This window comes from Bacillus sp. TH25, from assembly GCF_016650935.1.
GTDB lineage: Bacteria > Bacillota > Bacilli > Bacillales > Bacillaceae_G > Bacillus_A > Bacillus_A mycoides.
Map to the genome: position 1 here is coordinate 17,243 of NZ_JAEKEU010000005.1, position 25,576 is coordinate 42,818.

Genomic DNA, 25,576 nt, shown 5'->3' on the forward strand with positions numbered 1-25,576 from the left:
TTATATAATAAGAGGAGGATGTTTCAAAATGTTTTTTGGACATCTCTTTGTTTTTTATTTCCCAAAAAAGAATTTCTTCAAAGGTCAGACTTCCTCTATGTTATCCACAAGGTTATGCACATATCCACCTTTATAATATAAACTTTCAAATAACTTTTCCACATTATCCACAACTACATAAAAAGTTATACACATTTTATGTACACAAAAAAACCCAAATTATCAACAGATAATTCGGGTTTTATCCACAAGCTGTGGTTAATTTTGTGTATAACTATGCTTCAATATCTAATCCTGGATTTGCATTTAAAGCTAATGTAGCGCGTTTTCCTTGTTCGTATGCAATTGTACCTGCAGCCGCAATCATCGCTGCATTATCTGTGCATAAAGATAGAGGAGGAATAATTAGCTCTATATTTTCTTTTTGTGCAAATTCTGCTGCTAAACGTGCACGAAGCCCTTTATTAGCAGCTACTCCACCAGCAAGAAGCACTTGTTTTACATTATAAGCATCTGCTGCACGAGACGCTTTCGTTACAAGTACATCTATTACACTTTCTTGGAAACTTGCTGCTAAATCTTCTGGTGCAATTTCTATACCGCGCTGTTTTGCGTTATGCACAGTGTTGATAACTGCTGATTTCAATCCACTAAAGCTGAAATCATACGAATCAGGTTCTAGCCACGCACGAGGCAAATCAATTGTTGGTTTTCCTTCATGCGCAAGGCGATCAATATGAGGACCACCTGGATAAGGCATTGATAATGTACGAGCTACTTTATCGTAAGCTTCTCCTGCCGCATCATCTCGCGTTTCACCAATCACTTCAAATGAACCATGTTCTTTCATATAAACAAGCTCCGTATGTCCACCGGATACAACAAGCGATAGTAACGGGAATTGTACTTCTTTTACTAAACGATTCGCATAAATATGACCAGCAATATGATGAACACCAACTAGAGGGATATCATGAGCAAAAGCCACAGCTTTCGCTGCATTTACACCTATTAAAAGTGCTCCGACTAAACCTGGGCCTTCTGTTACAGCAATTGCATCAATATCCTCAAAAGTGATATTCGCTTCTTTTAAAGCTTCTTCTAACACAACTGTGATTTCTTCTACATGATGACGGGATGCAATCTCTGGTACAACTCCGCCAAAACGCTTATGACTTTCAATTTGCGATGCAACGACATTCGCAATGATTTCCGTTCCATTTTTAACAACTGCTACAGCTGTTTCATCACAGCTTGTTTCAATACCAAGTATAATCGTATTTTTTTCCATTATATATTCACCCACATTACAAGACCATCTTCCTGATTGTCTGCATAGTATCGTTTACGAATCCCACCATTTTGAAATCCGTATTTTCTGTATAACTGCTTTGCTACTTCATTTGACATGCGTACTTCAAGTGTCATTGTTTTTACTCCTAAACCTTTCGCTTCGGAAATGACCTCTTTTAATAAGGCATCCCCTAGCTTTTGACCTCTGTATTCCGGCAGGATAGCTATATTTGTTACATGTGATTCATCAATAATTATCCACAATCCACAATATCCAATTACGAGACCATCTTTTTCTAGCACGACATAATGTGCATGTTCATTCACCTCTAATTCACGGTGAAAGGCATCTGCAGTCCAAGGGGTTGAAAAAGATGCTTCTTCAATAGCTACAATTTGAGCAATATCATCGAGTGCCATCTTTCTAAATATCATATCCATCTTCTGTAGGCCCCTATTGTTTTTGACTTTCTAACCATTTTGTTTCAGCTTCAGCTAAACGAAGATAGCTAGGAACAAACGTATGCACGTCTTGTTCTTCTTTTTGTAATCCTAAAAATGCTAATTCACTTGGTCTTGGGTTATTCTTAGTGAACGGAGCAAATACAGCTTGATCACCTAAATATTCTACAATTGTTTCTTTATGCAATTTAACATCGTTACCAATAAATAAAACAGGCTGTTCTTTATCTTTTAACATTTGCAACCAGTCAACAATAAGAATAATTCGGTCTTCTTCTATTGAAGTTATACGCTCTCCTTCATATGTATATAACCCCGTGTAAATTTGACCACGTCGGCCATCAAATAAAGGACAAATTAGTCCATTAAAATTAGTACCATTTGCAGCCACCACTTCCAAACTTGATACACCCACAATTGGTATTTGAAGTGACCAAGCTAATGTTTTTGCCGCTGTCACACCTATACGAACACCTGTATATGATCCCGGTCCAGCTGCTACAACAATTTTAGTCAATTCTTTCGGTTTTACACCGCATTCTTTTAACAGTTTCTCTACAGCTGGCATAAGACGTACAGAATGGTTTTTTGTTAAATTTGTAATGATTTCCCCAATCACGTTCCCTTCCTCAATAAGGGCTACACCCATTACGTAATTTGAAGTATCAATTGCTAGTACTTTCATCTTGTAATAGCTCCTCACATAATCTAATATAGCGATCTCCAATTGGCTCGAGTACAATTTTTCTTGTATCATCTCCAGCATGGAATAAACTAATTTGCAACTTCTCATTCGGTAAATATGCTTCTATTAAATGAGCCCATTCTACTACTGTAATCCCTTCACCATAGAAATACTCATCAAATCCTAAATCTTCTTCACTTTCCGCTAAACGATACACATCCATATGATATAGCGGTAATCTTCCTTTATATTCTTTAATAATATTGAAGGTAGGACTATTTACGACTCTTTTCACTCCAAGACCTTTTGCTAGTCCTTTTGTAAAAGTCGTCTTGCCAGCTCCAAGATCACCTTCTAAAATAATTACATCTTTTTCCTTTACAAGTCTCCCTAATTTTTCTGATAATCGCTGGGTTTCTTCGGAAGATTTTGTTGTTATTTCATATTTACTCACAGACTTCACCTACTTTACTCACAATGTTCTCTGCTCTTTATTATACAGGTTTTAAATATATAAAAAAGTCCTTAGGAGTTTTCCTAAGGATAGTTTGACTGTCTTTATTAGTTTTTTGTTAAAACAAATAAAAAAATACGAAACAACTTGTTTCGTTCTTTTCTTTATATAAAATGGCGGTCCCGACCGGGGTCGAACCGGCGATCTCCTGCGTGACAGGCAGGCATGTTAACCACTACACCACGGGACCATTTGGTTGCGGGGACAGGATTTGAACCTGCGACCTTCGGGTTATGAGCCCGACGAGCTACCGTACTGCTCCACCCCGCGATGATATAAATAGCCTGGCAACGTCCTACTCTCACAGGGACAAGGTCCCAACTACCATCGGCGCTAGAGAGCTTAACTTCCGTGTTCGGTATGGGAACGGGTGTGACCTCTCTGCCATCATTACCAGACTATATTCATTTAAGACAAGAATCATCATAACTCATTCGACATTTAAAGTCAATAAGTTTTTTATATTCTCTCAAAACTAGATAACATTAGCTTCATATTATATGGTTAAGTCCTCGATCTATTAGTATTCGTCAGCTCCACATGTCACCATGCTTCCACCTCGAACCTATCAACCTGATCATCTTTCAGGGATCTTACTAGCTTACGCTATGGGAAATCTCATCTTGAGGGGGGCTTCATGCTTAGATGCTTTCAGCACTTATCCCTTCCGCACATAGCTACCCAGCTATGCCCTTGGCAGAACAACTGGTACACCAGCGGTGCGTCCATCCCGGTCCTCTCGTACTAAGGACAGCTCCTCTCAAATTTCCTGCGCCCACGACGGATAGGGACCGAACTGTCTCACGACGTTCTGAACCCAGCTCGCGTACCGCTTTAATGGGCGAACAGCCCAACCCTTGGGACCGACTACAGCCCCAGGATGCGATGAGCCGACATCGAGGTGCCAAACCTCCCCGTCGATGTGGACTCTTGGGGGAGATAAGCCTGTTATCCCCGGGGTAGCTTTTATCCGTTGAGCGATGGCCCTTCCATGCGGAACCACCGGATCACTAAGCCCGACTTTCGTCCCTGCTCGACTTGTAGGTCTCGCAGTCAAGCTCCCTTATGCCTTTGCACTCTACGAATGATTTCCAACCATTCTGAGGGAACCTTTGGGCGCCTCCGTTACACTTTAGGAGGCGACCGCCCCAGTCAAACTGCCCACCTGACACTGTCTCCCGGGTCGATAAGACCCGTAGGTTAGAATTTCAATACAGTCAGGGCGGTATCCCACCAGCGCCTCCACCGAAGCTAGCGCTCCGGTTTCAATGGCTCCCGCCTATCCTGTACAAACTGTACCAAAATTCAATATCAGGCTACAGTAAAGCTCCACGGGGTCTTTCCGTCCTGTCGCGGGTAACCTGCATCTTCACAGGTACTATAATTTCACCGAGTCTCTGGTTGAGACAGTGCCCAAATCGTTACACCTTTCGTGCGGGTCGGAACTTACCCGACAAGGAATTTCGCTACCTTAGGACCGTTATAGTTACGGCCGCCGTTTACTGGGGCTTCAGTTCAGAGCTTCGCTTACGCTAACCCCTCTCCTTAACCTTCCAGCACCGGGCAGGTGTCAGCCCCTATACTTCGCCTTACGGCTTCGCAGAGACCTGTGTTTTTGCTAAACAGTCGCTTGGGCCTATTCACTGCGGCTTTCCGTTAAGAAAGCACCCCTTCTCCCGAAGTTACGGGGTCATTTTGCCGAGTTCCTTAACCAGAGTTCTCTCGCACACCTTAGGATTCTCTCCTCGCCTACCTGTGTCGGTTTGCGGTACAGGCACCTTTTATCTCGCTAGAAGCTTTTCTTGGCAGCGGGGAATCAAAGACTTCGCTCCATAAGGAGCTTCCCCATCACAGCTCAGCCTTCACGATAAGCGGATTTGCCTACTTATCAGCCTAACTGCTTGGACGTGCACAACCAATCGCACGCTTCTTCTATCCTTCTGCGTCCCTCCATTGCTCAAACGATAAAGAGGTGGTACAGGAATATCAACCTGTTGTCCATCGCCTACGCCTGTCGGCCTCGGCTTAGGTCCTGACTAACCCTGAGCGGACGAGCCTTCCTCAGGAAACCTTAGGCATTCGGTGGACGGGATTCTCACCCGTCTTTCGCTACTCATACCGGCATTCTCACTTCTAAGCGCTCCACCAGTCCTTCCGGTCTGACTTCACTGCACTTAGAACGCTCCCCTACCACTGATACCATTGGTATCAATTCGCAGCTTCGGTGGTGTATTTAGCCCCGGTACATTTTCGGCGCAGAGTCACTCGACTAGTGAGCTATTACGCACTCTTTAAATGGTGGCTGCTTCTGAGCCAACATCCTAGTTGTCTAAGCAACTCCACATCCTTTTCCACTTAATACACACTTTGGGACCTTAGCTGGCGATCTGGGCTGTTTCCCTCTTGACTACGGATCTTATCACTCGCAGTCTGACTCCTAAGGATAAGTCATTGGCATTCGGAGTTTGACTGAATTCGGTAATCCGATGAGGACCCCTAGTTCAATCAGTGCTCTACCTCCAAGACTCTTACACTTAAGGCTAGCCCTAAAGCTATTTCGGGGAGAACCAGCTATCTCCAGGTTCGATTGGAATTTCTCCGCTACCCACACCTCATCCCCGCACTTTTCAACGTGCGTGGGTTCGGGCCTCCATTCAGTGTTACCTGAACTTCACCCTGGACATGGGTAGATCACCTGGTTTCGGGTCTACGACCACGTACTAAACGCCCTATTCAGACTCGCTTTCGCTGCGGCTCCGCCTCTTCAGCTTAACCTTGCACGGGATCGTAACTCGCCGGTTCATTCTACAAAAGGCACGCCATCACCCATTAACGGGCTCTGACTATTTGTAGGCACACGGTTTCAGGATCTCTTTCACTCCCCTTCCGGGGTGCTTTTCACCTTTCCCTCACGGTACTGGTTCACTATCGATCACTAGGGAGTATTTAGCCTTGGGAGATGGTCCTCCCAGATTCCGACGGAATTTCACGTGTTCCGCCGTACTCAGGATACATTCAAGAGAGAACGAAGTTTCGACTACGGGGTTATTACCCTCTGTGACGGACCTTTCCAGGTCGCTTCGTCTACCTCGTTCCTTTGTAACTCCGTATAGAATGTCCTACAACCCCAAGAGGCAAGCCTCTTGGTTTGGGCTAGATTCCGTTTCGCTCGCCGCTACTCAGGAAATCGCATTTGCTTTCTCTTCCTCCAGGTACTTAGATGTTTCAGTTCCCTGGGTCTGTCTTCCATACCCTATGTATTCAGGTAAGGATACCATACCATTACGTATAGTGGGTTTCCCCATTCGGAAATCTTCGGATCAAAGCTTACTTACAGCTCCCCGAAGCATATCGGCGTTAGTCCCGTCCTTCATCGACTCCTAGTGTCAAGGCATCCACCGTGCGCCCTTTCTAACTTAACCAAACTAAAATTAAAAAAATATGAGCTACACTGTTATCTAGTTTTCAAAGAACATACATTTAAACTTGAGAGATAGTTCTCTCAAAACTGAACGAAACAAAACAAGTCAACGTTTATTGATGAACTGCGTTCATCAATTCTCCATAGAAAGGAGGTGATCCAGCCGCACCTTCCGATACGGCTACCTTGTTACGACTTCACCCCAATCATCTGTCCCACCTTAGGCGGCTGGCTCCATAAAGGTTACCCCACCGACTTCGGGTGTTACAAACTCTCGTGGTGTGACGGGCGGTGTGTACAAGGCCCGGGAACGTATTCACCGCGGCATGCTGATCCGCGATTACTAGCGATTCCAGCTTCATGTAGGCGAGTTGCAGCCTACAATCCGAACTGAGAACGGTTTTATGAGATTAGCTCCACCTCGCGGTCTTGCAGCTCTTTGTACCGTCCATTGTAGCACGTGTGTAGCCCAGGTCATAAGGGGCATGATGATTTGACGTCATCCCCACCTTCCTCCGGTTTGTCACCGGCAGTCACCTTAGAGTGCCCAACTTAATGATGGCAACTAAGATCAAGGGTTGCGCTCGTTGCGGGACTTAACCCAACATCTCACGACACGAGCTGACGACAACCATGCACCACCTGTCACTCTGCTCCCGAAGGAGAAGCTCTATCTCTAGAGTTTTCAGAGGATGTCAAGACCTGGTAAGGTTCTTCGCGTTGCTTCGAATTAAACCACATGCTCCACCGCTTGTGCGGGCCCCCGTCAATTCCTTTGAGTTTCAGCCTTGCGGCCGTACTCCCCAGGCGGAGTGCTTAATGCGTTAACTTCAGCACTAAAGGGCGGAAACCCTCTAACACTTAGCACTCATCGTTTACGGCGTGGACTACCAGGGTATCTAATCCTGTTTGCTCCCCACGCTTTCGCGCCTCAGTGTCAGTTACAGACCAGAAAGTCGCCTTCGCCACTGGTGTTCCTCCATATCTCTACGCATTTCACCGCTACACATGGAATTCCACTTTCCTCTTCTGCACTCAAGTCTCCCAGTTTCCAATGACCCTCCACGGTTGAGCCGTGGGCTTTCACATCAGACTTAAGAAACCACCTGCGCGCGCTTTACGCCCAATAATTCCGGATAACGCTTGCCACCTACGTATTACCGCGGCTGCTGGCACGTAGTTAGCCGTGGCTTTCTGGTTAGGTACCGTCAAGGTGCCAGCTTATTCAACTAGCACTTGTTCTTCCCTAACAACAGAGTTTTACGACCCGAAAGCCTTCATCACTCACGCGGCGTTGCTCCGTCAGACTTTCGTCCATTGCGGAAGATTCCCTACTGCTGCCTCCCGTAGGAGTCTGGGCCGTGTCTCAGTCCCAGTGTGGCCGATCACCCTCTCAGGTCGGCTACGCATCGTCGCCTTGGTGAGCCGTTACCTCACCAACTAGCTAATGCGACGCGGGTCCATCCATAAGTGACAGCCGAAGCCGCCTTTCAATTTCGAACTATGCAGTTCAAAATATTATCCGGTATTAGCCCCGGTTTCCCGGAGTTATCCCAGTCTTATGGGTAGGTTACCCACGTGTTACTCACCCGTCCGCCGCTAACTTCATAAGAGCAAGCTCTTAATCCATTCGCTCGACTTGCATGTATTAGGCACGCCGCCAGCGTTCATCCTGAGCCAGGATCAAACTCTCCAATAAAGTTAGTTTGTCTAGCATCTAAAAATAAAAATTGACGTTCACGTTGTTTGTTTCGTTCAGTTTTCAAAGAACTAAAAGCGGGTGAAGAGAATCGAACTCTCGACCAGAGCTTGGAAGGCTCTTGTTTTACCACTAAACTACACCCGCGTGGTCGGGAAGACAGGATTTGAACCTGCGACCCCCTGGTCCCAAACCAGGCGCTCTACCAAGCTGAGCCACTTCCCGTTATGGCGCGCCCGAGAGGAGTCGAACCCCTAACCTCTTGATCCGTAGTCAAACGCTCTATCCAATTGAGCTACGGGCGCTTATTCATGATGTTTTTTCGTCGTTGTATTTTGGCGACTCAATTATCTTACCATACTACATTTTCAAATGCAAGTACTTTTTAAAAGATTTTTTGATGCGGCCGAGAGGACTTGAACCTCCACGGGGTTTCCCCCACTAGGCCCTCAACCTAGCGCGTCTGCCGTTCCGCCACGACCGCGCGGAAAAAACAAAAGTGAGCCATGAAGGATTCGAACCTTCGACCCTCTGATTAAAAGTCAGATGCTCTACCAACTGAGCTAATGGCTCGTAAATGGCTGGGCTAGCTGGATTCGAACCAGCGCATGACGGAGTCAAAGTCCGTTGCCTTACCGCTTGGCTATAGCCCATCGAAATAGTTATCTTCTTTTCAAAGACAAATGTTATTTTACCATAATGTCCAATAAAAAACAACTGCTATATAGCAGAAGTTAAAATGGCGGTCCCGACCGGGGTCGAACCGGCGATCTCCTGCGTGACAGGCAGGCATGTTAACCACTACACCACGGGACCATTTTGGTTGCGGGGACAGGATTTGAACCTGCGACCTTCGGGTTATGAGCCCGACGAGCTACCGTACTGCTCCACCCCGCGATAATATTATTTATATAATTTATATGGTGGAGGATGACGGGATCGAACCGCCGACCCCCTGCTTGTAAGGCAGGTGCTCTCCCAGCTGAGCTAATCCTCCGAAGTGGTGACCCGTACGGGATTCGAACCCGTGTTACCGCCGTGAAAGGGCGGTGTCTTAACCACTTGACCAACGGGCCAATATGTATGGCAGAGAAGAAGGGATTCGAACCCTCGCACCGCGTTAGCGATCTACTCCCTTAGCAGGGGAGCCCCTTGAGCCACTTGGGTACTTCTCTGTATGGCTCCGCAGGTAGGACTCGAACCTACGACCGATCGGTTAACAGCCGATAGCTCTACCACTGAGCTACTGCGGAATAATGAAGACAATTTGTATCTTATAAAAATTCTCATCGTAAGTCAAGAAGTTTTTTCACAACATCTTGCGCAAACGTGACATGTTTATAATATACTGGATTGCGTTTTCACTGTCAAGATGTTTTCACTACCAGTTTTAGTTGTCCTTTACACTTTCCACATACATATCTTTGTGTATTTATTTGACGTCTTCTTACATATTGAAAAGAACACCCCATACATTCATACATAGAAACTCTCGTTTCCTCCTCACTAATCATTCGTTTACAAAAACGTGGTGCACCTACTTTCTTTAATAACTCACGAAAATCTCTATCTCGATGCTTATACCCTTTTCCTGTGATATGTAAGTGATAATGACAAAGTTCATGTTTAACAATCCCGACTAACTCTTCTTTACCATATACTTCGTAATATCGATAATTCAATTCTATATTATGATTCTTCAATAGATAGCGCCCACCAGTTGTACGTAACCTACTATTAAACATCGCTTTATGTAAAAACGGCATTCCAAAGCATTGTAACGATACCTCTTCCACTAACCGCTGAATTTCTTGCTCATCCATTCTCATTCCTCCTAAACTAAAAAATATTTTCACACTTTTCTCCCTTCTTATACATATAGTAAATAGTACATATACCCATCCTCATTCAAGAAGCGCGATTTCTAAAAATGCAGCATTGCTAGAAATCCACTCACCAACCTCTCATCAAAGTTACTTTAACTAAAAGGAGCTACTTTTTTGAGAGCAGGATTAAACAAGGAGGGATTCCTATGCCCACGTGGCTAAAGAAACAAATGCAACGTGCATATTTTGAGAAAAACCGGTATCAAATCAAGTTACTAAATGAATGCTGGTTTTATTATAGTAAAATACATCAAAGCTCATAATCAATTAAACTTTCCAGTTCATAAAAAAAAAGAGCAGTTTCATCTGCTCTCTTTTCTTACTATTCAATCGGTAACATTGATAATGCAACACGACCTTTTTTCGTATCAATATCATCTACCCATACCTTTACAATTTGTCCCACGGATACAATATCTAATGGATGCTTTACAAATTGTTTGCTTAGTTTAGAAATATGTACTAAACCATCTTGCTTCACACCAATATCAACAAAGGCACCGAAATCAACAACATTGCGGATCGTTCCCTCTAATTCCATACCACGCTTTAAATCTTCTAATTTTAAAATCCCTTTTTTCAAAAGTGGCTTTGGCAACTCATCCCTCATATCTCGCTCCGGGCTAATTAAAGCATCCATAATATCAACTAATGTCGGCTCACCAATCTCCGTCTCTTGAGATAATTTAGAAATATCTACTCCTTCGAAACTCTTTTGCAAGTTTGGTTTCCCCACATCATTCTTTGATAACCCTAAGCTCTTCAATAGCAATTCAACATTTTTATATTGTTCTGGATGAATCCCTGTGCGATCTAACGGATTCGCTCCTTCTAATATACGTAAAAACCCGATACATTGTTCATATGTTTTTGCACCTAAACGCGGGATTTTTTTTAACTCAGTTCGCTTCGTGAATTTCCCATCTTCTTCACGCTTAGCTACAATATTTTTCGCAACTGTTTTTGATAACCCCGAAACATATTGCAACAATGCAACTGAAGCTGTATTTACATTAACACCAACTCGGTTAACTGCCGTCTCTACTACAAATGTTAATGATTCATTTAATCTCTTTTGAGATACATCATGTTGATATTGCCCCACTCCAACAGATTTAGGGTCAATTTTCACAAGCTCTGCAAGCGGATCTTGTAGACGTCTCCCAATTGAAACAGCACTTCTTTCTTCAACCTGTAAATTTGGAAACTCCTCGCGAGCTACATCAGATGCTGAGTACACACTAGCACCCGCTTCATTTACAATAATGTAAAATACATCTCGCTCTACATTTTGTAATACATCTACTATAAATTCTTCCGTTTCCCTCGAAGCTGTACCATTTCCAATCGCTATCATTTCAACTTCATATTTATCTATAATTGAAATGATTTTCGTTTTTGCATCCTCATATTTACGAGCAGGCGGATGCGGATAAATAACATCTATGTAAAGAACTTTTCCTGTATCATCTACTACAGCTAATTTACAACCGGTTCTATATGCTGGATCTACCGCTAACACAACTTTCCCTTTCATCGGAGGTTGTAATAATAAATTACGTAAATTCTCAGAGAAAATATGAATTGCTTGTTCTTCGGCCGTTTCCATTAATTCTTTACGAATTTCTCTTTCTATTGAAGGTTGAATTAATCGCTTATATCCATCTTCCATCGCTAATTGTACATAATGCGCACTTTTAGAAGCTTCATCAAGAATCATTTTTTTATGTAAAAACTGAAGAATTTCTTCAATTGGCGTGATAACAGAAACTCTTAATACGTCTTCCTTTTCACCACGATTCATAGCTAGTACACGATGCGGCACTACTTTTTGCAACGGTTCTTCATAGCCATAATACATTTCATATATATTCTTTTCATCTTTTTCTTTATCTTTTACAGATGAAGACATAATCCCTTTTCGGAAAGTAGTATTGCGAATCCAACTACGATATGCCGCATTATCCGAAACAAGTTCCGCAATAATATCTTGCGCACCTTGCAACGCATCTTCTGCAGACGCCACTTCCTTTTCTGCATTAACAAATTCCATAGCCTTCTCTGCTGGATTTTCTTTTTTATATAATAATAGCCACTCAGCTAACGGTTCTAATCCCTTTTCTTTAGCAATTGTAGCTTTCGTTCTTCTTTTTTCTTTATATGGACGATATAAGTCTTCTACTTCTTGAAGTTTTGTTGCAGCAACAATATGACGACGCAACTCTTCGGTTAGTTTACCCTTTTCACCAATAAGACGAAGAACCTCTTCTTTCCTATCTTCTAGTTGCATCATATATTGCCATCTTTCTAAGATTGCACGAATTTGCACCTCATCAAGAGACCCTGTCCATTCTTTTCGGTAACGAGCGATAAATGGAACTGTGTTACCTTCTTCTGTTAATTGAATAACATGACGAACTTGCTTTTCTGTAAAGCCTAATTCTTTCACTAACATTTTCATTAACCCTTGTCGATTATCTACCATTTCCATATCCAACCGTAACCTCCTCTATAATAAAAAAAAGTTGCCCTGTAAAGAGAGCAACTTAAACTGCCGATTTAAAAATCTATTAGTCCTAAACTAATTTGTAACGCTTCATCTACACGACTCATCATCACTTCATCCAAATGAGTGATTTTGTCCGTTAAGCGTTGCTTATCGATTGTTCGAATCTGCTCAAGTAAAATAACAGAATCCCTCTCAAAACCGTACTTTTTCGCATCAATTTCCACATGAGTGGGTAATTTCGCTTTTTGAATCTGTGCAGTAATAGCCGCTACAATCACAGTCGGACTAAAACGATTTCCGATGTCATTTTGAATGACAAGAACCGGACGAACGCCTCCTTGCTCAGAACCAACAACTGGGGAAAGGTCTGCAAAATACACGTCGCCGCGTTTTACAATCAAAATATTACCCCCCGCTAACTAAGCGTTCTACTGTATGAGCTGCTTCATACTCTGCTAAGAAAGCTTCAGATGCAATACCAAGATTAATTTTTCCCATTTCAATGTACCCACGTCGCATTGATTCATGTTGGTAGCGTTTCTTCGTCTTATGTTGACGCAATAACAGTTGTGTTGCCTGGCAAATTAGTTCATGGCGATTCTTATTCTCTTGTTTTCCAATTCCGTCCAATTCCGTTACCATTTGCTTTGGCAACCGAACCACGATTTCAGTAGTTACACTTGATTCGGACACAAAAATACACCTCCACCGTCAACTACACACCCAAATATATATATATGACACCTATTGTAATAATACCATTGTATGGAGCCTGTTGCAAAGACTTCCTTATTCCTTGCTTATGTTTTCCAATTCATAAATAAAACATTCATCATCTTTTACTTTTTATCTCTTTCAAACAAGAAATACAGCAATCCTTCAGTAATATTTCATTGTAACTTATATTAATAACAAGTATAAAAAGAAGCTCCCCAGCGAAAAAGAGCCTATTCTTTATTAGTGAAACTCCTCCAAATGACGAGATACTGAGTAATAATACCTCCTTCTATATATTGTTCAAATAATTGATTACTTCTACAACTTTACCATGTCGTATAAATATTCTCGGTACACGGAAGCTTATCGTTGCGATAATTTCATAATTAATAGTCCCGGAATATTCAGCAACCTCGGTAGCACTAATATACTCATCACCTTGTCTTCCAATGAGTGTAACTTTCGTACCAAGTGGCACTTCACAAGGCAGATGTATCATGAATTGATCCATTGTCACTCGCCCTACAATCGGTACTCTTTCACCGTTTACAAGTACCTTAAACCCTTGCAATCTTCTAAGCCAGCCATCTGCATATCCAATTGCAACTGTCGCAATCCATTCTTCGGTTCTCGTTCGGTATGTGACATTATAACTAATCCCATCCCCTTTAATCACTTGCTTAATATGAGCAACTTTCGTATGAAGTGACAACGCCGGTTCCAATTTAAACGGTAAAAAAGGACGTATTTCTACAGATGGGGATAGTCCATACATCGCAATACCAATTCGCACTGCATTAAATGTAATCCCTTGAAATCTTAACGTTGCAGCACTATTGGCTGTATGGACAAATTTAGGGTTCACTCCAAATTCTTTCAACCAACTTAACTGCTGCAAGAACGTATTATATTGCTTATCAAAGTAAGAAGTCTCAACCTCATCGGATGTTGCAAAATGTGTATATACTCCTTCTAACTCTAAAAATGGCGCGCCTTCTAAACTCTTTAAGAACCCCTTTAATTCTTTGCGTTCGCGTATTCCAATTCTCCCCATACCACTATCAAAATTAATATGGAATTTCATTATTGATGAACCATCCCAGAGCTTTATCGCGTCTTCTACCCATTCTTTTTGAAAAACAGTTAATGCTACATCATTTTCAGCAGCAACATTTACATCACGGGGAGGGGAAGGACCTAATACTAAAATCGGTGCAGTAATACCAGCCCTCCGAAGCACTAAAGCTTCATCTAAAAAAGCAACTGCTAATCTTGTTGCCCCTGCTTCTAATGCGGTTTTAGCCACTGGTACATAATCGTGCCCATATGCATTCGCTTTAACTACAGCAAAAATTTCTACATCACTTGGAATGAACTCTTTAATATGCGTAACATTGTTATAGATCGCATCTAAATCCACTTCCACCCAAGTGTCACGGTAAAACGGCGCTTCTTCCATAAATACACTTCCTTATACACGATATGCGAAGCTTATTCTTTTATATGCTTCTTTTATGAAATCCACCTTCAAACTAAGAAAAGACGTGGTGCACATATATCACCACGTCTAAGAAGTTTACTTCACCTGCTTCGCTGTAACCGAACGAGCAACCATCAACAACTCATTCGGCTCTAAACCTTTAGACACGAGCATATATTCTACTCCGTTATGTGACCACGTTACAGAGTCTTTCGTCAATGCACCAATCGTGAAACCAAGATCAACCGGCTCTCCACTTACACTTACCGCCGATGAGGCCTCTGCAACTTTTGACTTTTCTTGTATTAAAGTAAAGGATTTCTTACTTCCAGTGTATGTGAGTATTGCACGCTTGCCACTGTCTGTCTTCAACTCTTCTTCCTCTTTCAAAGTCATACCTTGCGGTGTATCACGTGGATACAAAATAGCAAACGGTTTGTCTTCTTTCGCTGCCGTCTGAACATCCACTTGTGCTCTAGACATATTTTGTTTCGTATCAAATGCACCTTTATCAAACTTTGCATCAAACTTTACTTTAGTGAAATCTACTTTCACAAGGACATTTTGATCATTATCCATCAGTTTCACAGAAACTGGTGTTAAATCACTTTTATTCAGCTTAATTTCTTGTTTCGGCAACATATTTTGATGTTGATAATTTGTTTTTGTTTTAAACACATAATACTTATCTGTTTTCTCGAAAGAGAGATTTTTCTTATCTTGCAAAATATCTCTTACAAGTGATTCATATAAATAAGCCTGGCTACTATTTTGCGGCCAATCACTTTGAAAACGGAAACTCTTATTAAGTGCCGGTGTTAATACAAATACACCTTCATCATTCCTTAAAATAATTTGACTCTGATCCTTTTTCGCATTCTGCAAATTCACACGATAATACGAAGGTTCTTTATGCCAAATTTCTACATTGTACTCTTGAGGTTCATTTCCTGTTTTAATAGATAATTTCGCTTCAGCTTGATAACTCTTCATACTTTTAACTTTCGTTTCTAAATCTCTCACAACATCTTCCTGTTTCTTTTCCATACAACCCGCCAACACAAAAACGGTCAATAAACCGACAAGAACTAAAAACAGACGCCTTTTCATCACTTCAGCCCCTTTGCCCCTATAAATGAATGGAAGATATGCCTTCCTTATCGCTACCTCAAATATATGAGACAAAGATATAAAATATGCAGACTAGCGTGACGAGCTTTCCAAAACAACTTGAGCAACGGCAAATTCTTTACTATGACTAATTGATAAATGAACAATATGCTCTGTATTTGTAATGATAATCGGCTTACCTCTATCATCATTCCTTACTTCAATATCTAAAAAACTCACTTCTTTCCCGATACCGGTCCCTACCGCTTTAGAATACGCCTCTTTTGCTGCAAATCTTCCAGCTACAAATTCTGTAAGACGACTTCCTTTCAGCCCCTCGGCAACACCACGTTCTCTTTCAGTTAAAATACGTTCCATAAATTTAAGCTTTCCATCTAGCATTTTTTCAATTCGATTTAACTCAATAATATCGATTCCAATCCCTACAATCATTTCAAAATCCCCTTCTTCTATTTAGCTTTCTTCATTCATATTGTAAGAATAACAGAGAATCTTTCTGATGCAAAAGGAGTGATACTAACAACATGCTAATACCATCCACTCGCATTTCCTTACAACCGGTTATCATTTCTTTACTTCTTATACAATTAGTCATGATTATATCGAGCGACTTTTTCCTCTTTCACCTGGCAGCCTACAATGAATATATCGCTAAAGGAGAATGGTGGCGTGTCATAACTTCCTTACTTGTACACGTAGACTTACAACATTTCCTTTCTAATAGTATTTGTTTATTCGTATTTGGTTCTTCTATCGAAAAACAACTAGGACACTTTTCTTTCATCATTATTTTTTTCCTTTCTGGCATTCTCGGGAATATTTCTTCTTATATTATTATGCCTCTTGAATATATTCACGCCGGAGCATCTGGTGGTATTTTCGGATTACTAGGCGCCCAATTATTTTTATTGTATAGTCGATATCGTTCTTCAAAACCAAGAGACATCGCTATTTTTTCAATAATGATACTTATATTACTACTATTTACTTTCTTTAATCCCTCTGCCAATCCTATAAGCCATTTAACAGGACTGATCATCGGCGGCATGTGCACCCCTTTTTTAACAAAAAAAAACGATGGCGCAGAGCTTATTTAATATAGAAGCTCGCACCATCGATAATTTCCACATCTGTTTGTTTACTTAACTCTCTCATTAGTTGAAATAAAGACTCGTCCTTTTTCTTCGCCTCAATCATACAATCAATTCGCGGAACACTCCCCTTTATCTTTTTCAAAAAAGATAAGAAAGTATCTACATCAATAAAATCTGCATGTGCTCTCGGGTTTTTTCCATCTCTAGGACTGGAGATGTGCATTTTAACCGGTAACAAAGACGATTCCCACGTATGTACAACACGCGCCCAATCTTCATGCCAATCTTCCTGGTCATTATTCATCATATGATGGTGCAAATCAAACACCACTGGAATGTCTAATTTCTCACCTAAATACAATGTTTCTTCTAAAGAAAAGGTCGTGTCATCATTTTCTAATATAATCATCTCTTGAATACCTCTTGGAACAGTTGACCAATTTTCTATAAAGCGTTCTAATGCAAGCTCCTTATCTTTATAACCTCCTCCCACATGTAATACACATCGTTGCTTATGTTCAATTCCCATACCCTTTAACAATTTTTTGTGCATCTGCAATGTCTTTACAGATTGTTTGAGAATACTCTCCTCAGGTGAATTTAGTACAACAAAGTGATCTGGATGGAAGTCAATTCGCATATTCATACGAATTGCATATTCACCTAATTCTTTCAGATTTTCTTTTAAAGGACGAATATAGTTCCAATCTAACAACTCCTCATGATTCGCTAAAGGAATAAGCTTGGAACTAAGTCGAAAGAAAGATATATCATGCCCTTTATTATGTTTTAATAACCGTAAGCAATTTTCCAAATTCGAATTAGCGATTCTTTCAAGTTTACGAATCGCAGCCTCTCGATCATCAATCCGCTGAAACTGTGCATATGTCATCGTTTGAGATGGAGAAGCATTCTTCAAATGTACACTCATCGCAACATACCCAAGTCTTACAAGCATATAGCACCTCATTTCTATACGAGTTACTATGTAGTATGCACAATTACAGAAATAAAAAAAGAGAATGCCAGCAAAGGGCATTCTCTTTTTTATTAAGCTTGTGGACGGCTATGATGTTTTCTTTCGCCGCGTCCATTTGAAGATCCAGGGCGACCTTCGCCTTTACGACCACGGTTACCATCACGGCTACCAGCATCACGGCTACCGCCATCACGATTACGATCACGGTTACGACCATCGCCACTTCCGCTTCCACGTCCATCACGATTGCGATCACGGTTACGACCATCGCCACCGCCGCGTCCATCACGACTACGATTACGGTTACCATCACGGTATCCACTTCCGTTACCACCGCGTTTTTTAGAACCGCCACCGCCACCTCTTGAAACAACTGGTGGTTCTGATGTTAAAGCGATCGGAGTTGTATCCGGCTCTTTTGTCATCATTTTTAAAGCAGCAGCTACTACTGTTACAGAATCATTCTCTTCTAACATTTCTTCTGCAATACGCTTGTAGTATGATAAGTTATCATTTTCAATTGTGCTTTGAAGTTTTTCAGCGATTAAACGTTGTTGACCTTCTAACGCCTCGTCAAGTGTCGGTGCGTCCATACGATCAACCTTACGTTTTGTTGTACGCTCGATATTTTTTAATTGTCCTGATTCACGTGGTGTTACAAATAACATTGCAATACCTTTTTTACCGGCACGGCCAGTACGACCGATACGGTGAACGTATGATTCTGGATCTTGTGGGATATCGAAGTTGTATACGTGTGTTACGCCTGAAATATCAAGACCACGTGCAGCAACGTCTGTTGCAACAAGAACTTCAATAGTACCTTCTTTAAATTTACGTAATACAGACATACGCTTCGCTTGTGTTAAGTCACCGTGAATACCTTCTGCTGCATAACCACGTAAGTTTAATGCTTCTGATAATTCATCAACACGACGCTTTGTACGACCGAATATGATTGCAAGCTCTGGAGATTGAATATCTAGTAAGCGTGTTAACACGTCAAACTTTTTCTTTTCTTGCACTTCTAAATAGAACTGCTGAATGTTTGGCATTGTTACTTCTTTTGCTTTTACTTTAATGTGTTGAGGCTCAGTCATGAAACGCTCAGCAATACGACGGATTGGATCTGGCATTGTCGCTGAGAATAATAATGTTTGATGTGTTTCTGGCACATCTGTTAAAATCGCTTCAATATCTTCAATGAAGCCCATGTTTAACATTTCATCCGCTTCGTCAAGAACAACAGTCTCTACGTTTTGTAAGCGAAGTGTTTTACGGTTGATATGATCTAAAATACGACCCGGCGTACCTACAATAATGTGTGGGTGTTTTTTTAGAGCACGAATTTGGCGGTTAATATCTTGACCACCATAAATTGGTAGAATACGAACACGTTTATGTTTACCAATTTTGTATAGCTCTTCTCCAACTTGAATTGCTAATTCACGCGTTGGCGCGATAACAATACCTTGAACTGCTTCTTTATTTGTATCCACTTTATCTAATAGTGGTAATCCGAATGCTGCTGTTTTCCCTGTACCTGTTTGCGCTTGCCCAATAATATCCTTACCTTGCAATGCATGTGGAATTGTTTCAGCTTGAATCGGCGTAGCCTCTTCAAAGCCCATACTTTCAACAGATTGTAGTAAAGACTCACTTAATCCTAGTTCTCGAAATGTTGTCAATGTTACTTCTCCTTTTCTATCCTATACTTATCATTTAAAAAAAGGCGTTTTCCGAACTTGCGGAAAAGCCATTTTCCTGAATACTTACGTATATAACCGGGCGTATATTCTTCACGAAAATACTTCTAAACGTTATTACACTTTATCAATTATAAGTTTTGTAGGTGTAAAAAGCAAACCCCAACTGTTACCTTATTTCATATTCAGAGCTTTTTTCTTTACTTTTATTTTTTTATCGTTTACTGTAAGCGCTTATTATAAGTTTCCACTATTTTCGTGGCTATCATCCCTATTTATATACACCAATTATTTCAACATCGTAATTACTTCTTCTAATTTCATGCCGCGAGATGCTTTTACTAATACAACATCTTTCGTACCGACTACTGCTTGCAACTCTTTTATTAACTCTTCTTTACTATCATACGCTTTTACACGGTCTTTAGGGAAATTAATTTTTGCACCTTCAGCAATTTGAGCCCCTAATTTACCATATGTGAATACATATGAAATTTTTGCTGGGTCAATTAATTTACCTACTTCATAATGAAATTGCACTTCTTGATTTCCAAGTTCTAACATATCACCAAGCACAACAATTTTTTTAGCAAATCCACCTAAACCATTCATTAGGTGGAACGCAGCTTCCATAGCTGTTGGACTAGCATTATAAGCATCATTGATAATTGTTAAACCACTATTTGTTTTTACAATTTCCATACGCATACCTGTCATTTGAAGTGTTACTAAACCTTGTTTCATTTCTTCCCACGTTACACCAAAATGTTTTGCAATTGCCATCGAAGCAAGCGTATTATATACATTATGCTTTCCTAGTACTGGCAAATAGAATGACGAAGTTTCATCCCTGTTCATCTTAAAGTGCGTCCCAGTAGACTGCAATGTTACAGTAGTTGGATAGTAATCATTTGCTCTCGCATCACCAAATGTAACTGTTTCAGCTGCTAAATTCATTTCTGGAACACGATTCGTTAATAGCGGCTCATCTCCATTATATACGAACACGCCACCCTTTTGTAAACCTGTAACAATTTCTAACTTCGCTTCAGCAATCGCCTCACGAGAGCCTAAATCCATTAAGTGCGCCTCACCAATGTTCGTGATAATAGCTGCATTAGGACGAGCTAACTTAGATAGAAATTCAATTTCTCCTCGGCTTGACATGCCCATTTCTAATACAGCTACTTCTGTATTTTCCTCTAAATTTAAAATAGTAAGAGGTAAACCGATGTGGTTGTTGAAATTACCTTCTGTTTTTTGAACTTTAAATTTAGTCGCAAGAATACTTGTTACAATATCTTTCGTAGATGTTTTACCATTACTACCCGTTACACCAATAACTTTTACATCCAATTGATCACGATAGTTTTTCGCTAACATTTGCAATGCTGCTAGTGTATCTTCTACAAAAATAACCGGAAGATTTTCAGGTGGGTTTTCTACATCTTTCATCCATAATGTAGCAATCGCCCCATTTTCAACAGCTTTGTCTACAAAAGCATGTCCATCGAAACGTTCACCTTGAATTGGAACATATAAATTTCCATTTTCAATTTTCCTCGTATCAATAGACACTCCTTGTATAGTAATTCCCTCATACTGCTCTGCTAATCCAGTACCATTTATCATCTGCTCTACTTGTTTTAACGTTCGATTTATCATGAAAACACTCCTTACATAGAGGAAGCACTATTCCTTCGAATAGTGCTTCCTCCTTTTTTATTAGATTGTATATTTAATTTTTTGTTTTTCTTCGTGACGCTCAATCGCTAAGCGAATTAGCTCTTCAATTAATTCCGGATACGGTACCCCTGTATGTTGCCATAATAGAGGGAACATACTAAACGGCGTGAATCCTGGCATTGTGTTTACTTCGTTAATATATACTTCTCCATCTTTCGTTAAGAAGAAATCAGCTCGTGTTAAGCCCGAACCATCTAATGATTGGAATGCGATAATTGCATCTCGCTTAATTACATTAGACTCTTCTTCTGTCATTTCAGCTGGAATAATTAATGCTGTATCACCATCGATGTATTTCGATTTGTAATCATAAAAATCTTTTTTCGGTACAATTTCACCTACAACTGAACATTTCGGCTCATCATTACCTAATACACCAACTTCTACTTCACGACCTACAATATTTTCTTCTACAATAATTTTACGGTCAAATTGGAATGCCTCTTCGAATGCATTCTCAAGCTCTTCACGATCATTACACTTATTAATACCAACACTTGAACCAAGGTTTGCTGGTTTTACGAAGCAAGGATATCCTAATACTTCTTCTACTTTTTCATACGCTGTTTCACGATCTTTTTCCCATGCGCTACGAATGAAAGATGCATATTTCGCTTGTTTCAATCCAGCTTCTGCAAAGATATTTTTCATAACAACTTTATCCATACCAGCAGATGATGCTAATACACCGTTACCTACATATGGAATGTTTAGTAATTCTAATAACCCTTGTACTGTTCCATCTTCACCATTCGGTCCATGTAATAATGGAAAAATAACATCAATTGCATCTTCTTGTTTAGAAGTTACAGTTGGGATAATTTCTGTACTTAATGATACAGGAGAGATTGTATTCTCTTCCCCACTCATTTGTAACGCCTCAACATTTGTTACTTCGCCTTCAATACGCTCTCCACGCATCCATTGGCCTTGTTCTGTAATATAAATTGGATGAATCTCGAATTTATCTTGATTTAATGCTTTAATAGCAGCAAGAGCCGTTTGTAACGAAACTTGATGCTCAGCTGATTTTCCACCGTATAATAAACCTAATTTAATTTTTGTCACTGAAATCACCCTAACCAATTGTTTTCATTTTTCTATTTTAGCACTTTTTATAAAAATAGGTAGTTCCTATTTGAAATAAAATGTAACTTCCACAAATAATTAAAAGACACCACTTATTGGTTTTCTACACTTTTTCTCTTTAATTTCTACACACCTAAACAAAATTAAACTTTAAAGCAAAATTGTTATCTAATCTAGTTATGTACCTAAAATATGTAGAAATCCACTTTGTGTGTATGTCATCTATATTACCCTACCATTTGTGGAGAATGAAAAAACACTGATTAAAGTTTCATTTTATTAAGAAGACTGTTTTGTAGGCGTATCTTTTTGCCTCTGCTCAACAAGACGATCTAAAGAAACATATACAAAGCCTGCAACTACACACCCTACACTTAAAATTGTAAATAAGTAGTGACCAAGCAAACGATCCAATAGAAAACCACCAAGAAGTGGACCGAATGCACTTCCTGTAATCCACTGCAAACTCGCCGCCCCCATATAGGTTCCTCTCAAATGCTCAGGGGCCAAATTCGCTACAAACGTCATCTGTACAGGCGACATAATCATCTCGCCTAACGTATATATGGCATAAACAAACATTAACGTCATTAAAATAATTGTAGCATTTGTATCAAATTCTCCAAACCACTTCGGTAACCACCCTATAAAAAACAAACCAATTCCGAACAAACACGCACCGTATAACATCGTCTTTCCAACAGGTTTATCTGTCGCCCATTTTGAAATTTGAAATTGAAATAAAACAACTAATAGACCATTTAATGCCATTAAATATGGGTATGGATTGTTAGTTCCGAAAATATCCTTCATTTCGTTATCAAAGTGAAGCGGTAACATGCCTTCTGTTTGAGAGAACCCCATAGAAATAATGATCCCCGCTAACAAATAAATCATTAACGCCTTATCTCTCATTAAAATTTTCCAAACTGCTCCGGATTCCTTCTCTTTATTTTTTTCCGTCATATCCGTAATTTTTGGCATTGTTTCTTTAATAAGTACTAACACTAGTAGCGCATAAAACAACATAGCGGATGAAGCAATAATAAACACGAGGTTCTTTGATAAAACAACTACTGATGCTCCCATTATCGGTCCAATTGCAGCACCAATATTGTGTCCCATTCGCAATAAACCATATGCCTCTGTTCTTTTTTCTGGTGCCGTCACATCTGCCACCATCGCTGATGCTGCTGGATGAAATAAAGAATTACTTAACCCTAAAAAAATAGATAAAATAGCGTATGGAATAAATCCTTCGATAAATAAAAAACCGAGCATTAATAACGCATTACTCGCCATTGAAAATATCATAATTGGCTTTCTTCCATATATATCAGCTATTCTTCCGCCTATAAGCGAGCCAAAGCTTGCAGCTATTGGAGAAAGCGCCATAATGATTCCAACTTGTAATAAAGAATCTACCTTATCTTTTAAATATAGTGCAAAAAAAGGCATTAACATCATCATCGCAATTCCGTTCAAAGTCTCACCGATAAATCGAATCCATACGTTACGATCCATCTCTCTTAGCTCACGCCATGTATTTTTCACATTTTCACCCCTTTAGTTCGCCAACAATTATCTTATAATACATTCAGAAAAATGTAAATTTTCAAAATAAAAATCCATCCTAACAGAATTAGAATGGATTTTTCCACTTATAAATTTGCTACATCTTCTTCTTTTTTACTATTATTTAAAACACTACGCTTTCTACTATAGGCGAAATAAACTACTATACCGATAACCATCCAAACACCAAAACTAATCCAAGCTGTCGCTGATAATTGAAGCATCAAATATAAGCAAAAGATAACTGTTAATGCTGGTAAAAATGGTACGAGCGGCGCCTTAAACGCCCTTGGTAAATCGGGATGAGTTCGTCTCATCACAATGACAGCAACAGCTACAAGTACAAATGCTGACAAAGTTCCCATATTTACAAGATGTGCTAAAACATTTAAATCTATTAATCCTGAAATAAGTGCTGCAATAATACCTGTTGTCCATGTATTTAAAAATGGTGTTTTAAATTTCGGATGAACTTTAGCAAGACGCTTCGGTAACAATCCATCTCTGCTCATTGCATATGAAACACGAACTTGCCCATACATCATAACTAGCATTACAGTTGTAATTCCTGTAATTGCTCCTACTGATATCACTCCCGCCAAACTATCTTGTCCAATAAATTGAAGTGCGAAAGCAACTGGATCTGATATATTCAACTGACCGTATGGAACAATCCCTGTCAAAATAAGTGAAACAACAATGTAAAGAACCGTACAAACTAGTAACGATGCAATAATTCCAATCGGCAAATCGCGTTGTGGGCGCTTCACTTCTTCTGCGGCTGTTGATACAGCATCAAATCCAATGAATGCGAAGAAAACTGTAGCTGCTCCAGCCATTACACCATCTAACCCAAATGGCATAAAAGGTGTCCAATTTTCAGGTTTTACATAATTAAATCCGGCGAAGATAAAAATGAGAACAACTGCTAGTTTAATAAATACCATTATATTATTTACACGTGCACTTTCACGAACACCTCTAGATAAAAGAACCGTCATAACTAGAATAATTAGAACTGCAGGTAAATCAATTATTCCACCCTTTCCAGTACCAGGGGCCGAGGAGAGAATGGTCGGAATATGAATCCCAAATCCCTTTAATAACGATTGAAAATACGCTGACCATCCATTGGCTACAGCAGATGTGGCTAATAAATACTCGAGCATTAAATCCCATCCAATTAAGAATGCAAATACTTCTCCCATCGTCGCATACGTGTACGTGTAAACACTCCCTGAGACAGGAACTGAAGAAGCAAATTCAGCGTAACAAAATGCAGCAAAGGCACAAGCTAATGCAGCTATAGCAAATGATAATATAATAGCTGGTCCAGAATGTTTCGCTGCTACAACGCCAGTAAGAACAAAAATACCAGTTCCAACAATTGCTCCGATTCCAAGCATTGTTAAATCAAGTGCCCCTAACGTTCTCGATAATGTCTTTTGTTTACTTTCTTGCAGTAACGTTGAAATCGGCTTCTTTTGAAAAATTTGCTTCATACTGTGCTCCTCCATGATTTTAGTTTTCTGAAAATTTAATTTACTTTTTTCATTTTACCCACGGTATGTTTTTTAGTCAATACTTTTG

The 25,576-nt window shown here is 40.1% G+C and carries 19 protein-coding genes, 14 tRNA genes and 3 rRNA genes; 2 read left to right on the forward strand and 34 right to left on the reverse strand.

The window, feature by feature from the left end; all coding sequences use genetic code 11:
- Window positions 1-274 precede the first annotated feature (274 nt).
- The 22 genes from tsaD to JFT89_RS02025 form a co-directional block, all read right to left on the reverse strand.
- A complete protein-coding gene (tsaD, locus tag JFT89_RS01920) occupies window positions 275-1,291 on the reverse strand; it encodes a tRNA (adenosine(37)-N6)-threonylcarbamoyltransferase complex transferase subunit TsaD (protein ID WP_002009991.1) in 1,017 nt (338 codons plus the stop codon).
- The gene (rimI, locus tag JFT89_RS01925; protein ID WP_002063534.1) at window positions 1,291-1,734 is read right to left on the reverse strand and encodes a ribosomal protein S18-alanine N-acetyltransferase; all 444 of its coding nucleotides are present in this window, start codon (window positions 1,732-1,734) and stop codon (window positions 1,291-1,293) included. The genes tsaD and rimI overlap by 1 nt, the downstream gene beginning before the upstream one ends.
- A 13-nt stretch (window positions 1,735-1,747) precedes the next feature.
- A complete protein-coding gene (tsaB, locus tag JFT89_RS01930; protein WP_016095241.1) occupies window positions 1,748-2,440 on the reverse strand; it encodes a tRNA (adenosine(37)-N6)-threonylcarbamoyltransferase complex dimerization subunit type 1 TsaB in 693 nt (230 codons plus the stop codon).
- Window positions 2,421-2,894, reverse strand: coding sequence for a tRNA (adenosine(37)-N6)-threonylcarbamoyltransferase complex ATPase subunit type 1 TsaE (gene tsaE / locus JFT89_RS01935; protein ID WP_002009995.1), 474 nt, complete (start codon window positions 2,892-2,894; stop codon window positions 2,421-2,423). Before tsaE ends, tsaB begins: the two co-directional genes overlap by 20 nt.
- Before the next feature lie 174 nt (window positions 2,895-3,068).
- Window positions 3,069-3,144: transfer RNA gene (locus JFT89_RS01940), tRNA-Asp, on the reverse strand.
- A gap of 3 nt (window positions 3,145-3,147) precedes the next feature.
- A tRNA-Met gene (locus tag JFT89_RS01945) sits at window positions 3,148-3,224 on the reverse strand.
- 12 nt (window positions 3,225-3,236) lie between these two features.
- Window positions 3,237-3,352: ribosomal RNA gene (gene rrf, locus JFT89_RS01950) — 5S ribosomal RNA — on the reverse strand.
- 102 nt (window positions 3,353-3,454) lie between these two features.
- Window positions 3,455-6,376, reverse strand: a 23S ribosomal RNA gene (locus tag JFT89_RS01955).
- Between the two features lie 146 nt (window positions 6,377-6,522).
- Window positions 6,523-8,074, reverse strand: a 16S ribosomal RNA gene (locus JFT89_RS01960).
- The 16S, 23S and 5S rRNA genes sit together here with 14 tRNA genes alongside, the layout of an rRNA operon.
- A 76-nt stretch (window positions 8,075-8,150) precedes the next feature.
- A tRNA-Gly gene (locus tag JFT89_RS01965) sits at window positions 8,151-8,221 on the reverse strand.
- A gap of 1 nt (window position 8,222) precedes the next feature.
- Window positions 8,223-8,299, reverse strand: a tRNA-Pro gene (locus JFT89_RS01970).
- A 3-nt stretch (window positions 8,300-8,302) separates the two neighbouring features.
- Window positions 8,303-8,379: transfer RNA gene (locus JFT89_RS01975), tRNA-Arg, on the reverse strand.
- Between the two features lie 96 nt (window positions 8,380-8,475).
- A tRNA-Leu gene (locus JFT89_RS01980) sits at window positions 8,476-8,558 on the reverse strand.
- Window positions 8,559-8,574: 16 nt separating this feature from the next.
- Window positions 8,575-8,647: transfer RNA gene (locus JFT89_RS01985), tRNA-Lys, on the reverse strand.
- A 5-nt stretch (window positions 8,648-8,652) separates the two neighbouring features.
- Window positions 8,653-8,727, reverse strand: a tRNA-Gln gene (locus tag JFT89_RS01990).
- An 87-nt stretch (window positions 8,728-8,814) separates the two neighbouring features.
- A tRNA-Asp gene (locus tag JFT89_RS01995) sits at window positions 8,815-8,890 on the reverse strand.
- 4 nt (window positions 8,891-8,894) lie between these two features.
- Window positions 8,895-8,971: transfer RNA gene (locus JFT89_RS02000), tRNA-Met, on the reverse strand.
- A 24-nt stretch (window positions 8,972-8,995) separates the two neighbouring features.
- A tRNA-Val gene (locus JFT89_RS02005) sits at window positions 8,996-9,071 on the reverse strand.
- 4 nt (window positions 9,072-9,075) lie between these two features.
- A tRNA-Glu gene (locus JFT89_RS02010) sits at window positions 9,076-9,150 on the reverse strand.
- A gap of 8 nt (window positions 9,151-9,158) precedes the next feature.
- Window positions 9,159-9,249 (reverse strand) — tRNA-Ser (locus JFT89_RS02015).
- Between the two features lie 3 nt (window positions 9,250-9,252).
- Window positions 9,253-9,327: transfer RNA gene (locus tag JFT89_RS02020), tRNA-Asn, on the reverse strand.
- Between the two features lie 114 nt (window positions 9,328-9,441).
- Window positions 9,442-9,897 carry a SprT family protein gene (locus JFT89_RS02025; protein ID WP_016095131.1) on the reverse strand — a complete coding sequence of 152 codons (456 nt, stop codon included), beginning with the start codon at window positions 9,895-9,897 and terminating at the stop codon, window positions 9,442-9,444.
- Between the two features lie 209 nt (window positions 9,898-10,106).
- Between JFT89_RS02025 and cmpA the strand changes: the two genes are divergently transcribed.
- A complete protein-coding gene (cmpA, locus tag JFT89_RS02030; RefSeq protein WP_001143642.1) occupies window positions 10,107-10,223 on the forward strand; it encodes a cortex morphogenetic protein CmpA in 117 nt (38 codons plus the stop codon).
- 59 nt (window positions 10,224-10,282) lie between these two features.
- On the opposite strand, the gene JFT89_RS02035 is transcribed toward cmpA, so the two are convergent.
- From JFT89_RS02035 to acpS, 6 genes are all read right to left on the reverse strand, one after another.
- Complete coding sequence (locus tag JFT89_RS02035; protein WP_016095130.1) at window positions 10,283-12,451, reverse strand: Tex family protein; 2,169 nt, start codon at window positions 12,449-12,451, stop codon at window positions 10,283-10,285.
- A gap of 68 nt (window positions 12,452-12,519) precedes the next feature.
- Window positions 12,520-12,870, reverse strand: coding sequence for a type II toxin-antitoxin system endoribonuclease NdoA (gene ndoA, locus JFT89_RS02040; RefSeq protein WP_000635965.1), 351 nt, complete (start codon window positions 12,868-12,870; stop codon window positions 12,520-12,522).
- A gap of 4 nt (window positions 12,871-12,874) precedes the next feature.
- Window positions 12,875-13,162: an antitoxin EndoAI gene (locus JFT89_RS02045; RefSeq protein WP_000004570.1), complete on the reverse strand. Its 288-nt coding sequence runs from the start codon at window positions 13,160-13,162 to the stop codon at window positions 12,875-12,877.
- Window positions 13,163-13,475: 313 nt separating this feature from the next.
- Window positions 13,476-14,645 (reverse strand): alanine racemase, encoded by a 1,170-nt coding sequence (gene alr, locus JFT89_RS02050; protein WP_002063523.1) that lies wholly within the window; start codon window positions 14,643-14,645, stop codon window positions 13,476-13,478.
- A 117-nt stretch (window positions 14,646-14,762) separates the two neighbouring features.
- On the reverse strand, window positions 14,763-15,713 hold the full coding sequence (locus tag JFT89_RS02055) for a LolA family protein (protein ID WP_002091373.1): 951 nt from the start codon (window positions 15,711-15,713) through the stop codon (window positions 14,763-14,765).
- A 156-nt stretch (window positions 15,714-15,869) separates the two neighbouring features.
- On the reverse strand, window positions 15,870-16,229 hold the full coding sequence (gene acpS, locus JFT89_RS02060; protein WP_002009969.1) for a holo-ACP synthase: 360 nt from the start codon (window positions 16,227-16,229) through the stop codon (window positions 15,870-15,872).
- 92 nt (window positions 16,230-16,321) lie between these two features.
- Between acpS and JFT89_RS02065 the strand changes: the two genes are divergently transcribed.
- A complete protein-coding gene (locus tag JFT89_RS02065; protein ID WP_016095129.1) occupies window positions 16,322-16,894 on the forward strand; it encodes a rhomboid family intramembrane serine protease in 573 nt (190 codons plus the stop codon).
- Here JFT89_RS02065 and uvsE read toward each other — a convergent pair.
- The 6 genes from uvsE to bcaP form a co-directional block, all read right to left on the reverse strand.
- Window positions 16,887-17,849 (reverse strand): UV DNA damage repair endonuclease UvsE, encoded by a 963-nt coding sequence (uvsE, locus tag JFT89_RS02070; RefSeq protein ID WP_002009966.1) that lies wholly within the window; start codon window positions 17,847-17,849, stop codon window positions 16,887-16,889. The two genes, JFT89_RS02065 and uvsE, sit on opposite strands and share 8 nt — an antisense overlap.
- A 92-nt stretch (window positions 17,850-17,941) precedes the next feature.
- A complete protein-coding gene (cshA, locus tag JFT89_RS02075) occupies window positions 17,942-19,558 on the reverse strand; it encodes a degradosome RNA helicase CshA (RefSeq protein ID WP_002063522.1) in 1,617 nt (538 codons plus the stop codon).
- 306 nt (window positions 19,559-19,864) lie between these two features.
- Window positions 19,865-21,241 carry a UDP-N-acetylmuramoyl-tripeptide--D-alanyl-D-alanine ligase gene (gene murF, locus JFT89_RS02080; RefSeq protein WP_201039404.1) on the reverse strand — a complete coding sequence of 459 codons (1,377 nt, stop codon included), beginning with the start codon at window positions 21,239-21,241 and terminating at the stop codon, window positions 19,865-19,867.
- A 60-nt stretch (window positions 21,242-21,301) separates the two neighbouring features.
- The gene (locus tag JFT89_RS02085; protein ID WP_002063520.1) at window positions 21,302-22,390 is read right to left on the reverse strand and encodes a D-alanine--D-alanine ligase; all 1,089 of its coding nucleotides are present in this window, start codon (window positions 22,388-22,390) and stop codon (window positions 21,302-21,304) included.
- A gap of 300 nt (window positions 22,391-22,690) precedes the next feature.
- A complete protein-coding gene (locus tag JFT89_RS02090; RefSeq protein ID WP_016095127.1) occupies window positions 22,691-23,965 on the reverse strand; it encodes an MDR family MFS transporter in 1,275 nt (424 codons plus the stop codon).
- A gap of 107 nt (window positions 23,966-24,072) precedes the next feature.
- On the reverse strand, window positions 24,073-25,488 hold the full coding sequence (gene bcaP / locus JFT89_RS02095; RefSeq protein WP_201039405.1) for a branched-chain amino acid transporter BcaP: 1,416 nt from the start codon (window positions 25,486-25,488) through the stop codon (window positions 24,073-24,075).
- Window positions 25,489-25,576: the final 88 nt, after the last annotated feature.